The sequence below is a fragment of the Acidaminobacter sp. JC074 genome (assembly GCF_022496765.1).
Lineage (GTDB): Bacteria > Bacillota > Clostridia > Peptostreptococcales > Acidaminobacteraceae > JABXKX01.
Genome location: NZ_VANV01000015.1, coordinates 70,019 through 85,308, shown reverse-complemented (window position 1 = coordinate 85,308; position 15,290 = coordinate 70,019). Strand labels below are relative to the sequence as shown.

13 protein-coding genes, 1 pseudogene and 1 riboswitch are annotated in these 15,290 nt (G+C 34.5%); of the genes and pseudogenes, 12 read left to right on the top strand and 2 right to left on the bottom strand.

The genetic code is table 11. The features are described 5' to 3' along the window. Positions 1–26 precede the first annotated feature (26 nt). The 9 genes from EZV73_RS17285 to metK all read left to right on the top strand — a co-directional run bounded on the left by EZV73_RS17285 (position 27) and on the right by metK (position 9,554). Positions 27–1,097, top strand: coding sequence for a flagellar hook-basal body protein (locus EZV73_RS17285; RefSeq protein WP_240841660.1), 1,071 nt, complete (start codon positions 27–29; stop codon positions 1,095–1,097). 15 nt (positions 1,098–1,112) lie between these two features. Beyond that, entirely contained in the window at positions 1,113–1,901 is a 789-nt protein-coding gene (gene flgG / locus EZV73_RS17280; protein WP_240841659.1) for a flagellar basal-body rod protein FlgG, read from the top strand. 8 nt (positions 1,902–1,909) lie between these two features. Then, the gene (locus tag EZV73_RS17275; protein ID WP_240841658.1) at positions 1,910–2,287 is read left to right on the top strand and encodes a rod-binding protein; all 378 of its coding nucleotides are present in this window, start codon (positions 1,910–1,912) and stop codon (positions 2,285–2,287) included. A gap of 118 nt (positions 2,288–2,405) precedes the next feature. Next, positions 2,406–2,837, top strand: coding sequence for a 3-hydroxyacyl-ACP dehydratase FabZ (gene fabZ, locus EZV73_RS17270; RefSeq protein ID WP_240841657.1), 432 nt, complete (start codon positions 2,406–2,408; stop codon positions 2,835–2,837). Between the two features lie 282 nt (positions 2,838–3,119). After that, positions 3,120–4,352 (top strand): patatin-like phospholipase family protein, encoded by a 1,233-nt coding sequence (locus EZV73_RS17265; RefSeq protein ID WP_240841656.1) that lies wholly within the window; start codon positions 3,120–3,122, stop codon positions 4,350–4,352. Beyond that, positions 4,342–6,045, top strand: coding sequence for a phospho-sugar mutase (locus EZV73_RS17260; protein ID WP_240841655.1), 1,704 nt, complete (start codon positions 4,342–4,344; stop codon positions 6,043–6,045). Before EZV73_RS17265 ends, EZV73_RS17260 begins: the two co-directional genes overlap by 11 nt. Before the next feature lie 63 nt (positions 6,046–6,108). Beyond that, a complete protein-coding gene (locus tag EZV73_RS17255) occupies positions 6,109–7,197 on the top strand; it encodes a hypothetical protein (protein WP_240841654.1) in 1,089 nt (362 codons plus the stop codon). Position 7,198: 1 nt separating this feature from the next. Beyond that, positions 7,199–8,122, top strand: a complete 924-nt coding sequence (locus EZV73_RS17250) for an AEC family transporter (RefSeq protein ID WP_240841653.1) — start codon at positions 7,199–7,201, stop codon at positions 8,120–8,122. Positions 8,123–8,194: 72 nt separating this feature from the next. Next, positions 8,195–8,292, top strand: a riboswitch (SAM riboswitch). An 83-nt stretch (positions 8,293–8,375) separates the two neighbouring features. After that, the gene (gene metK, locus EZV73_RS17245) at positions 8,376–9,554 is read left to right on the top strand and encodes a methionine adenosyltransferase (protein ID WP_240841652.1); all 1,179 of its coding nucleotides are present in this window, start codon (positions 8,376–8,378) and stop codon (positions 9,552–9,554) included. 85 nt (positions 9,555–9,639) lie between these two features. On the opposite strand, the gene EZV73_RS17240 is transcribed toward metK, so the two are convergent. Further along, positions 9,640–9,954 carry a hypothetical protein gene (locus EZV73_RS17240; protein ID WP_240841651.1) on the bottom strand — a complete coding sequence of 105 codons (315 nt, stop codon included), beginning with the start codon at positions 9,952–9,954 and terminating at the stop codon, positions 9,640–9,642. A 173-nt stretch (positions 9,955–10,127) separates the two neighbouring features. Between EZV73_RS17240 and EZV73_RS17235 the strand changes: the two are divergent. Together EZV73_RS17235 and EZV73_RS17230 are read left to right on the top strand one after the other, a co-directional pair. Then, positions 10,128–10,319: pseudogene (locus tag EZV73_RS17235) on the top strand (methionine adenosyltransferase domain-containing protein); the annotation flags it as partial. A gap of 165 nt (positions 10,320–10,484) precedes the next feature. After that, positions 10,485–11,879, top strand: coding sequence for an ATP-binding protein (locus tag EZV73_RS17230; RefSeq protein WP_240841650.1), 1,395 nt, complete (start codon positions 10,485–10,487; stop codon positions 11,877–11,879). Positions 11,880–12,036: 157 nt separating this feature from the next. Here the strand turns inward: EZV73_RS17230 and EZV73_RS17225 are convergent, their stop codons facing one another. Then, positions 12,037–12,855, bottom strand: coding sequence for a GNAT family N-acetyltransferase (locus EZV73_RS17225; protein ID WP_240841649.1), 819 nt, complete (start codon positions 12,853–12,855; stop codon positions 12,037–12,039). Positions 12,856–13,013: 158 nt separating this feature from the next. On the opposite strand from EZV73_RS17225, the gene EZV73_RS17220 reads away from it, so the two are divergent. Beyond that, positions 13,014–15,227 (top strand): ATP-dependent RecD-like DNA helicase, encoded by a 2,214-nt coding sequence (locus EZV73_RS17220; protein WP_240841648.1) that lies wholly within the window; start codon positions 13,014–13,016, stop codon positions 15,225–15,227. Positions 15,228–15,290 lie beyond the last annotated feature (63 nt).

Sequence of the window (15,290 nt, the reverse complement as noted above, 5' to 3'; positions counted from 1 at the left end):
TACTATTAGTAGTAAAGGAGAATGTCATGCTTAGAGGTTTATATACTGCCGGTTCGGCAATGTCAGTTAATGCTAGAAGAATAGATGTGGTGAGTAACAACTTAGCCAACGTAGATACAATTGCATTTAAAAAAGATGAAGCATTATCTGAATCATTTGAAGAAGTACTGGTAATGAAACGTGGTGGCACATCTAAGAATTACAATTATTCAAACGATGGCTTTACTGCTTCAGAGTATGATGGTAAGTTTCTCTTAAATGCTCCAAAAGGCTTTATCAAGATGGATGGTAAGACTGAACTGAATTACAGCCACTCAGCAGAAGTAAGAGTGGATGATGAAGGTTATTTATCTACCTTCTACAGAGACGGTAATAAGAGTCTTTATCCAACCAAAGGTCACAGAGTCTACGGACAAAACGGCTACATCCAAGTAGGTGATGGTCAAGTATCTTTTGACGATTCAGGTAATGTCTTAGTAGATGGTGAAATCGTTGACAATATAGTTTATAAACCAGCCGCTAATGTTATTGGTACCATGGGGCATGGTGTAAGAATAGAAAGAACAGAAACCTTGTTTGAACAAGGTCAGCTTGAAAGAACAGATTATGAATTTGATTTAGCCATAGACGGTAAAGGCTTCTTCGAAGTAGAAACAACTTTCGGTACAGCTTATACAAGAGATGGTAGATTTAAGATAGATCAGTTTAATGAGTTGGTAACAACGGAAGGTTTTACAGTAACTGGACTCAATGGTCCAATTATTATAGATGGCGATAACTTCCAAGTGAATCAGTTTGGTGAAGTTATTGTAGATGGTGAGACAGTTGATAAACTTCAGCTTCACAACATCACAAATACATTTGACTTAGAAAAAGTTGGTTCTGGTTATTTTGTATATGAAGAAGGCTTTGACTTAGCAGAAGATGAATTTGATGCTGCTGTAAGACAAGGTTACATTGAGAAATCCAATGCCAACAATCTAGAAGAGATGATCACATTGATGGAATTATATAGGACGTATGAATCCAATCAGAGAATGGTAACAGCATATGATTCGACACTTGATAAGGCTGTTAATCAAATTGGTAGACTATAGAATAGGAAGTGAAGTATGAGAGCGTTATATTCAGCTGCACAAGGTATGAAAGCACAACAGGTTAACTTAGATACTATCTCTAACAACCTGTCAAATGTCAATACAACAGGTTTTAAGAAAACAAGAGTAGAGTTTAAAGACCTATTATACGAGCAAATCAGACGATCAAACTTCGCCAATGATGAAGGTAGACCAACAGCTATGGAAGTTGGTAATGGTGTTGCTTTATCGGCTACATTAAGATCCTTTGAAGGTGGTTCTTTTACTCAGACTTCCAATTCATATGACTTAGCCATTGACGGCCCTGGTTTCTTTAAGATCAGAGATGAAAACAACAACCTTTTCTATACCAGAGATGGTTCATTTAAGGCAAGTGTTACTGCTAATGGTACTAAGATGGTTAACTCAGAAGGTGCCTTTTTACAAGGTGAAGCTGGTGATATCGTTTTAGGCGAAGATGTTGCTGAAGTTTCTATATCTAAAGATGGAGAAGTTAATGTAAAGAGAACTGATGGTACTGAAGAATCAGTTGGTATCATTCAACTTATGAAGTTTTCAAATCCTGCTGGTTTAGAATCAGCTGGTGGTAACTTATTTAAAGAAACCAATGCATCTGGAATAGCTATTTCTCCTGCTGATGGCTCAGCTGGTAGCGTGCTACAAGGTATGCTTGAAACATCAAACGTTCAAGTCGTAGAAGAAATGATTAATCTGATTACAGCTCAGAGAGCATATGAGATGTCTTCAAAAGTTATCCAAACAGCGGACCAAATGTCTGAACTTGCTAACAATCTTAAGAGATAGGTGAAATTATGAAAGTTGATGCAATAGTAGCAAACGCTCAAATAGAACAATCTAAACAAGAAGCGCCTGTATCGTCTACAGATTTTGATAAACTTTTAGAAGAAGCTAAAAAAACTGGAGATACAAGTGAGCTTAGAAAAGCTGCCAATGAGTTTGAAGCTGTCTTTCTAAATATGATGATGAAGACCATGAGAAACTCTATTCCTGAATCAGAAGGTATCTTTAAAAAGAGTGAAGCTGAAAAAACCTTTGAGGGGATGCTTGATGAAGAAATGACCAAGCAAATGGCTCAGGCAGGTGGTATAGGTATTGGTGATATGATTTATGAGCAATTTGAAAAATACGTTGAGGAAGAGGAAGTATCTTCTTTTGAATTAAAAGGTTAGACCAGTTCGTTGAACTGGTTTTTTTGTGGTATAAAATTAGTTGAATATCAAAGAATTGACCACGAAGGCAAATATAGATATAATAGTTGAGAAAGTAAACTATTCAGAGGAGGCTTCAATGCTTACAAATCAAGAGATACAAAAAATCATTCCACATAGATATCCATTCTTATTAGTTGATAAAATTGTTGAAATGGAAGTGGGTAAAAAAGCAGTTGGTATTAAAAATGTAACTTTCAATGAGCCGTTTTTCCAAGGTCATTTCCCTGGACAACCCATTATGCCAGGTGTTTTAATTGTAGAAGCTCTAGCACAAGTTGGTGCAGTTGCTTTATTAGCATCAGATGAGTTTAAGGGCAAGTTAGCTTTATTTGCAGGTATCGATGGTGTTAGATTTAAAAAACAAGTTGTGCCAGGTGATGTACTTGAACTTGAAGTAGAAATTATCTCTGTAAGAAGAGGTATTGGTAAAGGTAATGCCATTGCAAGAGTAGATGGAAAAGTTGCTTGCAAGGGTGAAATCATGTTTGGTGTAGTAGACAAGGAATAACACGTAAGTGTTATTTTTTTTTGAATTTTAAATGGAACTTGATTCAGGTTCTTTTTATTTGCAATATATTATGGTCAAAACAGATAAAATTTCCTGTAAGAGCTTCATCTTAAAACGATTCATACTATAATAATAAATAGGACAAGGTTTTCCTATGTCAGATGTAACAAAATAGGGTGATTTTGCTTTACAAACCTATGTGATTTGGTAAACTTAAACTGATGTGTTTACGTAAAAGTTTATCAAATATCATTTTGGATATATATAAACTGGAGGACTCAGATGAAGTACGGTGTTGCATTAGAAGGTGGTGGCTCTAAGGGGGCTTACCATGTTGGTGCTTTAAAGGCCATTGAAGAAGAAGGTATAGAATTAAGTGGTGTTACTGGCACATCTATAGGTTCGATTAATGGTGCCTATTATGTACAAGAAGGTATTGAAAAAATGTATGAGTTTTGGGAAAATATCAAACCCGAACATCTTATACCAGACAATTTAAATGTTTTTAGAAAGTCACTGGAGACTGGTCAAGTAGATGATTACAGAAAACTTATGAAAGAGTTTAGAGAATCATTTGCTGCAGGAGGACTGGACTTAACCAACTTTAAAAAGACACTTTATGACCACATTGATGAAGAAAAAATCAGAGCCAGAGGTATGGACTTTGGTTTGGTGACCGTATCTTTAACGGATATGAGGTCTATTGAAATCATGTTGGATGAGATTCCTGAAGGCAAACTCATTGAGTTTTTAATTGCCTCATCTTATTTGCCGGGTTTTAAAAGGGAAAAGCTTTCTGGCAAGTCATTTATTGATGGTGCTTTTCACGATAATCTGCCAGTGAACCTTTTAATAGATAATGGCTATAAGAACATTATTGCCATAGAGCTTCTTGGTCGTGGATTAAAGCAAAAGGTTAAAGATAAGTCAGCCAACATCACCTATATAAGACCATCTGATGATACAGGTGGCACAATTGAGTTTAGAAAAGAAATCATAGAACGTAATTTAAAGATGGGTTACTATGATGCTTTAAGAGCCTTAAGAGGCTACTATGGACAGTGGTACTATATAACAGATATATGGTCACCTGAAGAAACTTATCAAATGCTGGATAAGTTTTCTAAAGAAGAAGTAGAATCTTTGGCTTCAATATTAAATATAAAAATGATTCCCTACAAACGATGTTTATTTGAAAAGATTGTTCCTAAGTTGATGGATCTTTTAGATATTCCAGACTATGCAGACTACAATATGATTGAACTTTACATACTGGAATATGTAGCAAAACTTCTAGACATTGATCGTTATCAACTTTTAACCATGGATGAACTAGCAAGTCAAATCATGAAGAAGATATCGAGTTTTGAGAACCATCACAGAGATTGGGGAGACTCATTTATTAAGTTTTTAAAGTCTTTAGGCTTATACACACATACCTTTAAAGACCAAGTTTTAATAGGATGTGTCAAAGTCATAGCTTCAAGTGAAAGAGGAGGATTTCATGGATTATAAAAAAAAATACAATGAATGGTTAAATAATGATTATTTCAGTGATGAGTTTAGACAAGAACTTAAATCAATTGAAAACGATGAAAAGGAAATCGAAGAAAGATTTTATAAAGACATGGAGTTCGGCACAGGTGGTATGAGAGGCACAATTGGTGCTGGTACCAATAGAATGAACGAATATGTTATCAGAAAAGCAAGTCAAGGTTTCTGTAACTTTGCCTTAAACAGATACAAGGAAAACTCAATTGTTATTGCTCATGACTGTAGACATAAGTCACCTGAGTTTGCACTTGAAACAGCTCTAGTATTTGCAGCAAACGGTGTAAAAGCTTATTTATTTGAGTCATTAAGATCCACGCCTGAGTTATCTTATGCAGTTAGACATTTAAATGCTTCAGTTGGTGTTGTTGTTACTGCAAGTCATAACCCGCCAGCTTACAATGGCTACAAGGTTTATGGTGATGACGGTTGTCAGTTACTACCTGTAGATGCTGATAAGGTTGTAGAAGAAGTAAATAAGATTCAGTCTTTTGATGAAGTAAAATATATGACTAAAGAAGAGGCTATTGAAAAAGGTTTATTGGTTTATTTAGATGAACAACAAGACAATGACTACTTAGATATGGTTGAATCAGCTGCAATTGATCCTAATGTTATAGCTGAAGTTGAGGACTTAAAGATTGTTTATTCAGCACTTCATGGTACAGGTGCTAGACCAATAGAGCTTATTATGAAGAGAAGAGGTCTAAAGCATTTCTATCCTGTTAAGGAGCAAATGGTTGCAGATTCAAACTTCTCAACTCTTAAGTCGCCAAACCCTGAAGATGTATCTGCCTTTGAATATGGTATTGAATTAGCTAAAGAAAAAGATGCTGATGTTGTCATTGCAACAGATCCTGACTGTGATAGAGTCGGTGTGGTTGTTAAACATGAAGGTGACTATGTAGCGCTGAATGGTAACCAAACAGGTGTCTTATTAGTAGACTATGTACTAGGTAATACAAAAGACATGCCTGAAAAGCCATTTTTAGTAAATACAATTGTAACATCTGGTATGGCAGAAAAAATCATCAAGTCATACGGTGCTGAGCTTATGAGTACATTAACTGGCTTTAAGTTTATCGGTGAGCAGATCAAGTTACATGAAGATGGTTCAAAACAATTCTTATTCGGTTATGAAGAATCATACGGTTACTTAGCTGGTACACATGTTAGAGATAAAGACGCTGTTATTGCAACCATGTTGGTTGTAGAAATGGTTGCAACATATAAAAAACAAGGTAAGACGCTAATGGATGTTTTAGATGGTCTATATAAGAAGGTTGGCTATTATCAAGAAAGCTTAACTTCTATTGTATTAGAAGGCAAGGCTGGTTTAGAAAAGATTGCTCGTGTGATGTCTTCTTTAAGAGAAAATCCAATTCAGTCTGTTGCAGGATTAGAGATGGACAAGGTAATGGATTGTCTGGATCAAACAATTACCAGTAAAGAGGGTAAAGTAGACAACGGTCTTCCAAAGTCAAATGTACTTAAGTACTACCTAGAAGATGGTTCGTGGTTTGCAGCTCGTCCATCTGGTACTGAGCCAAAACTTAAAGTTTACTTCTCAGTAGTAGGAGATACAAGAGAACACTGCTTAGAAAAACTTGCAAAAGTAGAAAAAGAAGTATTAGAAATAGTTAAGTCTATTGATTAGCCCAGTCCCTGACTGGGCTTTTGCCATTAAGTATGATACAATAGGTCTGGTTAGGAAGGGATTATGCCAAATTTAATACATTTAAAAGATTATTCTCGTGTATATGAACGAGATGAACACAAGTTTATAAAAGCTGAGTCAACCAAATCAAGATTGATGGGTGTGATTGGTATCAAGTTGTATTTTGAAAATATGATACTTTACTTTCACCTAGATTTTGAAGAGTATGGTTTTGACAGATTTGAAGTGACTGTAAAAGCATCAGATGAGGGGGCCATGACAGCCTCTGTGATGGGGGGACTGGGTGCAGGCTTTGTTCAGATTACAAAATCTGAGGCAACAGCTTTAATTTATAGAGCCATTGAAGTTGGTCAAATCTATGCATATGACATTCCGCTGGATTTCTTTGATTATGAGTATTTATTGGATGAAGAAGTTCTTGAGATAGACCATGATCTTCATTATAAGATAAGTGAGCCTATTGATTCTGATCTTATGCTTATCAATTATTATATGATGAGAACAGCAGGTTTGGATCATATATATAAGAAAAAGGTATTACAAGCTGGTGATTTTGATTATGAGTTTTTAGATGAACCTACCGTACTACTAAAGAATGAAATCATTCCTTATGAAGGTGACTACATTTGTCGGTCTATCATAGATTTCTTTGATGCTTATAAAATGATTGTAACCAAAGTGCGGGTAAGAGACCATAAGGTGGTATCTTGTGATTTGATAGAAGATCTGGTTATGTCGCCAAGAGAGGCTTCTTTTCAACTCAACAAGAAAGAATACATTGGTATGTTTTATTTAGAGTCATCTAAGGCCTTCAGGTTTGACTTTGAACGTCCAGAGATGATGAAAAACTCATATGATTCAGGCACACTGTATACTGTTTTTAACAAAGACAATGACCATGTTAAAGAAGATGTCTACTATTTAAATGGTGATGTCTATGGTTCGTATTTTATTACTGATAATCAACTTGTTGTAACATGTTTTAAACATGAACAACTTATGAAAATAAAGAATGATTTAAAAATCCAGTATGGTTTAGATGAGATTGCAGAGTTGGAAGCTGAAAATCCAATTCTTAATCAGTTCATCACTTCTGGCTATACCGACTTTTTTAAGTTTTTAGGAGAGTAAGATGGATCCAAGTAAAATCGTATCGTTATTTCTTTTAATAATGATAGGCTATATAGCCAAAAAATTAAATGTTGTAAAAAGTGATATAAAAGGTCATTTGTCGACACTGGTCCTTAATATCACCTTACCACTCTATATATTTACAGCCATGCAGTTTGAGTTTTCAACTGATGTTTTACAAGAAACAGGCATGCTTGTTATTATATCTTTTATCTACTATGCAGTGGTTTACTTACTAGCAAATGGCTTTACTAAGTTAACAGGCCAAAAGGATACAAGAAGAGACATCTTCCAGTATATGATTACATTTTCTAATGTCGGTTATATGGGTTATCCTGTTATGTATGAACTTGCTGGTGAAAAGGGGATGTTCTATGCAGCTATCTACAATTTATCCTTTAATATTCTGACTTGGACTTTAGGTGTTTATATTATGTCTAGACATAAGAGCCAGGAAGAAAACCAGTCTATTAAAGAAAGACTGGTGCATGTATTAAATCCGTCACTATTTGCTGTCATCTTAGGCTTTATGTGTTTTCTGTTTTCAATAAAGGTGCCATCTGTTTTAATAGATACATTTAAAAATGTAGGTTCTGCAACAACCCCTCTGTCTATGATGTTTATTGGTATCATCTTGGCAGAGATTAAGCTTCAAAGTATCTTCACGGATGTTTGGGTATTTATAGTAAGTGGAATTAGACTCTTGGTTTTACCGATTATGACCTTCTACGTTTTAAGATTCTTAGGTTTTGATGGCCTACTTTTAACCATACCAGTGGTCCTATCGGCTATGCCTGCTTCAGCTAATTCAGCCATTATTGCTTCTAGATACGGCAATGACTCTCAGCTGGCATCCAAGATGATATTTGTATCAACTTTATTCTGTATTATAAGTGTGCCATTTATATTGAGGCTACTGACATAAAAAAACAAGAAAACATAAAAATAATGCTTGCAAACATGAATTTCATGTGATATAGTTAAGTCCGAATTAAATATCCTATTAAGAGTGACTGAGGGAATAGGCCCGATGACGTCCGGCAACCGGTTTAAAGCACGGTGCTAATTCCTACAGAGTAATCTGAAAGATAGGCTAGATAACACCTTTTCTTTCTGAAGAGGTTTTTTTAATTTCAACTATTCTAGTGTAGATTACGTTAATTATAAAGGAGGAAGACATGAGAAGATTATTTACGTCAGAGTCTGTAACAGAAGGCCATCCAGATAAGATGTGCGACCAGATTTCAGATTCAATTTTAGATGCGATTTACGCACAAGATCCAAACGCAAGAGTTGCATGTGAAACATCTATTACAACTGGCCTTGTTTTAATTGCTGGCGAGATTTCTACTAACTGTTATGTAGATATCCAAAAGACAGTAAGAGAAACAGTAAGAGAGATTGGTTATGATAGAGCTAAGTTTGGTTTCGACTGTGATACTTGTGGTGTTATTGTTGCACTTGATGAGCAATCAGGCGATATCGCTATGGGTGTTAACGAAGCATTAGAGTCAAGAGAAGGTGAAATGTCAGAGCTTTCTACAGGCGCTGGTGACCAAGGTATTATGTTCGGTTTTGCATGTAACGAAACTGAAGAATTAATGCCACTTCCAATTTCATTAGCTCACAGATTAGCTAAGAGATTAACAGATGTAAGAAAAGACGGTACACTTAAGTACTTAAGACCAGATGGTAAAACTCAGGTGACGATTGAGTATGTAGATGGTAAGCCATCTAGAGTAGATACAATTGTTATCTCAACTCAACATGCACCAGAAGCAACTAGAGAGCAAATCCAAGAAGATTTAATCAAGCATGTGGTAACACCTATTGTTGATCCAAGTCTTTTAGATGAAGAAACAAAATACTTAATCAACCCAACAGGTCGATTTGTAATTGGTGGTCCTCACGGTGATGCTGGTTTAACTGGTAGAAAGATTATCGTAGATACTTACGGTGGTTACTCACGTCACGGTGGTGGTGCATTCTCTGGTAAAGACCCTACAAAGGTTGACAGATCTGCTGCTTACGCTGCTAGATATGTTGCTAAGAATGTTGTTGCTGCAGGCCTTGCAGACCAATGTGAAATTGAGTTAGCTTACGCGATTGGTGTTGCTCATCCAGTATCATTATTTGTTGAAACATTCGGTACAGGTCATGTTGCTGATGAGAAGATTCAAGAGTTAATCTTAAAGCACTTTGATTTAAGACCAGCTGCAATCATCAGAGATTTAGACTTAAGAAGACCTATCTACAAGCAAACTGCTGCTTACGGTCACTTTGGTAGAACAGATATTGATTTGCCATGGGAAAAAACAGATAAAGCTGCTATCTTAAAAGAAGAAGCTGGATTATAAGATTTAAGCCACGTTCAATGAACGTGGCTTTTCTGCATCTCATATTTTAGTTATATAATGTTTGGAAACTTAATATTATGTTATATTACTCAAGTAAGAAATCAATTACATTTTTATGTTGAATCCCATTTCTTGAAAAATCAATTTTATCAAGAGATAAAACATACTTTGGATGGTTATCTTTTATCTTTTCTAGGACACGAAATTCACTTTCAATTGTACTTTCGCTGTTTAACAAATAAGCTACTTGAAAATATTGAATTTTATGATTCTTCTTAGCTATAAAATCAATCTCATATTCGTTATTTTTTCCGACACGCCTCATACCTAGAATGACTTTGATGAGTGGTACATCCTTTACACTTGAAATTTTATCTAGGTAGTAATGACGAAATATCATAAACTTTTCCTTCAAGCATTAAGAATACTATAAAAAGTGCAGGTATACTAGCAAAAAAGGTTGATAGTAATAAAAAAAGATAATATACTAGCAAAATTAACATTTATCTAAAGAAGTGCCAGTATATTAGCAATGAATCATAGGGTAATGAAAAAATAGAGTATGCTGAAAAAAAGGAAATGATTCAAGAGTTAATCTTAAAGCACTTTGATTTAAGACCAGCTGCAACCATCAGAGACTTAGATTTAAGAAGACCTATTTACAGGCAAACTGCTGCTTACGGTCATTTTGGTAGAACAGATATTGATTTAGCATGGGAACATACAGATAAAGCTACTATCTTAAAAGAAGAAGCTGGATTATAAGTTTTATGTCACATTCATTGAACGTGGGTTTTGATGTTTATGGATTTTGTAATTATGTATGGGTTATTTCTTTTGAATGAAATATTACTAAATTACGATTTACTAACTTTAGATTTACTAATTCGTAATTTAGTAGTATAGTAAGTATATAAAGGGGGGAAATCTATGTTTATTGGAAGAGAAAGTGAAATAAAGGCATTAAACAAAAAATATTCATCAAATAAGTTTGAGTTTGTAGTCATGTATGGAAGACGTCGTGTCGGTAAAACAAGGCTTTTGACAGAATTTTGCAAGGATAAACCATCACTGTTTTTTGTCGCAGAAGAACATAGCGACCATTATGCGTTAAAAAAGTTTTCCGACTTAATACTTAAAGACTCTAAAACATCTAATTATATGGACAGTTTTCCTGAATGGGAGAAAGCACTAAGATTTTTAGCTGATCACTATAATGGAAAGAGACAAGTTCTAGTAATAGATGAGTTCCCATATATTGCACAAGCCAATAAAAGTATACCTTCCCTATTTCAAAATCTTATTGATCATGTTTTTAAGGAGACTGATTTATTTATCATAATATGTGGATCGCAAGTGAGTTTTATGGAAAAAGAAATCTTGTCATATAAAAGTCCTCTTTACGGTAGAAGAACTATGCAGTTGTTTATAAAGCCATTGGATTTTTTTACTAGCAGAAAATTTTTCGAAAACTATGATATTGAAAATCAGATTGTAGCTTACTCAATACTTGGAGGTGTCCCTCATTATTTACTTGAGTTTGATGACAACAAATCAATTAAGGAGAACATAATAGATTCTTTAATCAATAAACATGCTTACTTATATACTGAACCCTATGATTTGCTGAAACAAGAGTTAAGAGAAATCAAATTTTATAATACTTTAATTGAAACAATAGCTAGTGGCGCAACAAAGCTTAATGAAATTGCTACAAAAGCCAATGAATCCACAGCAAAGGTAAGTCGTTATCTTTCAGTATTGGAAGATCTATACATTATAAAAAAGGAAACGCCTTTATCAAATAACTCTAGTCAAAGAAAATCTATATATATGATTGATGATGCATTGTTTAGATTTTGGTATCGCTTTGTTTTTTTGAATAAAGGATTAATAGAACAAGAGTTAGAAGAAGAAATGTATCATGACCATATTGAAAGTCATTTATCGACTTATGTTGGAACTGGGTTTGAAGAAGTTTGTAAAGATTATTTACTAAAATTGAATAAAGAAAAAAGTTTGCCTTTCATTTTTAGTCAGATAGGTAAATGGTGGGGGAAAAATCCAATAAAGAAGTGTGAAGAGGAAATAGATATAATTGCAAAATCATCCAATAAAGTTATTGTAGCAGAATGTAAATGGACTAATACCTTGGTTGGTGTATCCGTTTACAATAAACTGGTAGATAGATCTAAACTAATAGGGGTGTTTGATGAGTATGTATATTATATTTTCAGTAGAAGCGGATTTACAGAGGATTTGATTAGATTAGCAAGCAATGAACCTTCTTTGAGGTTGATAGATTTAAAAACCATGTCAGAATAGGCATGGTTTTTCAGTGATAAAAATCGTACATTATGATGATTCAGATATAGCTATAATGAAATCTAAAATTAAACATCGTTTCAGTTATAACTGTAACAACTGATTTAATTGATGTTTATTTCACTTATAAGTGAAGCTATGTAAGATTACTTGGAAATCAGATTAATGCAATGACTTTCTTTTCAACATAAAAACCTAAGTCAGTATACAACTTTAAGGCGTGTTCATTGTCAGCATTAACACTCAGCTCTAAATCTCTCTTGATATTGTTGGATGCATGGATGAGTGATGATAATAGATACCTACCAAGTCCCTTACCTTGATAAGAAGGGTCTACTGCAATAGGTCCGACAAAGATGATGTCATCTTCGTAAGCACCTTTTATGACAGCAACAGGCTTGTCTTCATGGTAAAGCATCAATGTGCCTTCTTTAAAGTAGGCTTCTGACTGAAAGCCTTCTAGGTATTCTTCAGGTGCTCTTTTTCTAGAGCCTTTTAAGTTTACAAAAGCTGTGTTTCTTATATTTGTAAAAGTTTCTACATCATCAGGAATTTTTAGCTCCTCAAGTCTATATGAACTTGCAAGTGATGGGACTTCAATGTCCCCAACTTTTCTTCTTAGGGCATAAACTTTTCTTTCTACAGTAAGACCTAAATCTAAAAAGATGTCTAACATGTCAGAGTCGTCTTCTAAGAAAACCTTATAGCTAGATACTTCGCTTTTACAGGCTTCATGAAGGTCTTTAAGATCATCGTCTAATGCATATGCATATCTTAGTCTAACATCATAAGCTTTCATAATGGTCATCAAGCCTATGATTTGGTTGTTTTCGTATCTTAAGTAAGAGATGTTATCTTCAATATTAAAGTCATTAAGGGCTTTATCACATGTAAAGTAGTCATCCATCTTAATGGGATGTTGTCTTATAAAATCTTTAAAATCATCTAGTAAATCTTCTGTAAGCTTTTTTATCATAGAGCCTCGCTTTCTCTTATATGCTAATTTTACATCAAAATCAGTCTATTAGAAAAGTTAAGATATAGATAAAAACTAAAGTTTACATGATGTGATTTTCTTGATGTGCATTAATTATAAATATGATATGATTGTATAGAAACTATCAAGGAGTATTTATGGAAATTCAGGGCATTGTAGAAGAGATTATATTTAAAAATGAAGAAAATGGTTATACCATCGCATCTATAGAACATGACTATGAGATTTTAATTGTTGTGGGTTATATGCCTGTTATAAAAGAGGGCGAAATGATGCGTTTTGTTGGTGAGCCTACTTTCCATAAAACTTATGGTGAACAGTTTAAAGTATCTTCATGTGAGGTTATAGAGCCTACTGAAGTCAAAGCCATTATCAAGTATCTGGGTTCAGGTATCATAAAAGGCGTTGGACCTTCTTTAGCAGAACGTATTGTAGAGAAGTTTGGTGAAGATACTTTAGATATTATACGTTTTAATCCTAATAAGTTATTAGATATTCAAGGGATTGGTAAATCAAAGTTAGACCAAATTGTTAAGTCTTATGCAGAAACCCGTGCCATGAGTGATATAGTCATGTTTTTACAGAAGTATGATATATCTCTCGCTTATGCAACTAAGATCTACAATGAGTTTAAAGAAAAAACCATTGAAAAGGTGACAGAAAATCCATATATTTTAGCTGAAGAAATAAAGGGCATCGGTTTTAAGATGGCCGATGATATTGCTAGAAAAATGGGGGTGGATTCTGATAGTCCTTATAGAATCTATTCTGGTATCAAACATGTTATGACACTCATTACACAACAAGGTCACACTTATGCTTATGAAGACCAGCTTGTCAAAGAAGCTTGTGATGCTTTAAGAGTATCTGTGGATGCTGTTAAACAAGAAATGACTGAGCTGATTATAAAGGGTGAGCTTCATAGAACCATGTTTGAAGATCAGAATGTCATTTATCTAACCCCTTATTACAATGCAGAATTAAATGTATGCAAGAAGATATCCAAGCTTAATTATTCACAAATAGATATGTTAAGTGTGGATGTCCATAAAGAGATAGAAGCTTGTGAAAAAAATGCATCCATAACCCTAGCTGACCAGCAAAAAGAGGCCATTTCCCAGTCTGTTGATCATGGTGTTATGGTTATTACCGGTGGTCCTGGTACAGGTAAAACCACCATTATAAACTCTATTATTGAAATATTTGAAAGACAAAATCTAAAGGTTCTACTTGCAGCACCAACTGGTAGAGCTGCTAAAAGAATGTCAGAAGCGACCCAACATGAATCTAAGACCATTCATAGGCTATTGGAATATCAGTTTTCTGATGCGGGCTATTTAGCCTTTAACAAGGATTCAGACAATCCCTTGGTTGCAGACATCATCATCATCGATGAGGCATCTATGTTGGATATCCTTTTGATGAACAGCTTTTTAGATGCTGTTTCATTTGGCACAAGACTGATCTTCGTAGGTGATGTAGACCAGCTGCCAGCAGTTGGGGCAGGCAATGTCTTAAGTGATTTGATAAACTCAGGTTTTATCAAAACCGTATTTTTAACAGAAATCTTTAGACAAGCCCAGGAATCAATGATTGTTACCAATGCCCATTTAATCAATACAGGTAAAATGCCTAAGGTTAATGAAAAAGACAAGGACTTCTTTTTTATAAAGGGTAAGTCTGCCAATCAGGTCATTGATACCATTGTGGGGCTTTGCAAAGAAAGACTACCTAACTTTTATAAGTTTGATCCTATAAAAGATATTCAAGTCTTAGCACCTATGAGAAATTCGCCAACTGGTGTCTTAAATTTGAATCAATGTTTACAACATGCCTTAAATCCACCTTCTAAAGTCAAAGAAGAAAAATCTTATGGCGATACCATCTTTAGGGTGGGAGACAAAGTCATGCAGATAAAGAACAATTACAACATAGAATGGAAAGGCCGTTATAACTTTGAAAAAGGCAAGGGTGTTTTCAATGGTGATATCGGTTATGTGATAGATGTGAACACAAATAACAAGTCTTTAACAGTTATCTTTGATGAAGATAGAGAAGTTATTTATGAGTTTGGTGGTTTAGATGAGCTTGTACTATCCTATGCAGTGACAGTTCATAAGAGTCAAGGCTCAGAGTTTCCTGTTGTAGTCATGCCTATGTTTTCTATACCACCTATGCTTAGAAACAAGAATATACTCTATACAGCCATTACAAGAGCCAAAGAACTGGTTGTTTTAGTAGGTTCTGAAGTACAACTAAAGTCAATGATTGAGAACATTTCACATGTTAAACGTAACTCAGGATTAACCTATATGTTTAAGCTTATCGAAGAAGCATTTAAAGAAGAGTAATTCTTAGATGCTTCTTTTTCAATGGTTATTAATTCATCGTTCGGGTATAATATAAGCTAGAGA

Coding starts and splice junctions, on each gene's coding strand:
- EZV73_RS17255 (WP_240841654.1), top strand. CDS start 6,109: ATGCCAAATTTAATACATTTAAAAGATTATTCTCGTGTATATGAACGA.
- EZV73_RS17240 (WP_240841651.1), bottom strand. CDS start 9,954: ATGATATTTCGTCATTACTACCTAGATAAAATTTCAAGTGTAAAGGAT.
- EZV73_RS17250 (WP_240841653.1), top strand. CDS start 7,199: ATGGATCCAAGTAAAATCGTATCGTTATTTCTTTTAATAATGATAGGC.
- EZV73_RS17220 (WP_240841648.1), top strand. CDS start 13,014: ATGGAAATTCAGGGCATTGTAGAAGAGATTATATTTAAAAATGAAGAA.
- metK (WP_240841652.1), top strand. CDS start 8,376: ATGAGAAGATTATTTACGTCAGAGTCTGTAACAGAAGGCCATCCAGAT.
- EZV73_RS17260 (WP_240841655.1), top strand. CDS start 4,342: ATGGATTATAAAAAAAAATACAATGAATGGTTAAATAATGATTATTTC.
- flgG (WP_240841659.1), top strand. CDS start 1,113: ATGAGAGCGTTATATTCAGCTGCACAAGGTATGAAAGCACAACAGGTT.
- fabZ (WP_240841657.1), top strand. CDS start 2,406: ATGCTTACAAATCAAGAGATACAAAAAATCATTCCACATAGATATCCA.
- EZV73_RS17285 (WP_240841660.1), top strand. CDS start 27: ATGCTTAGAGGTTTATATACTGCCGGTTCGGCAATGTCAGTTAATGCT.
- EZV73_RS17265 (WP_240841656.1), top strand. CDS start 3,120: ATGAAGTACGGTGTTGCATTAGAAGGTGGTGGCTCTAAGGGGGCTTAC.
- EZV73_RS17275 (WP_240841658.1), top strand. CDS start 1,910: ATGAAAGTTGATGCAATAGTAGCAAACGCTCAAATAGAACAATCTAAA.
- EZV73_RS17225 (WP_240841649.1), bottom strand. CDS start 12,855: ATGATAAAAAAGCTTACAGAAGATTTACTAGATGATTTTAAAGATTTT.
- EZV73_RS17230 (WP_240841650.1), top strand. CDS start 10,485: ATGTTTATTGGAAGAGAAAGTGAAATAAAGGCATTAAACAAAAAATAT.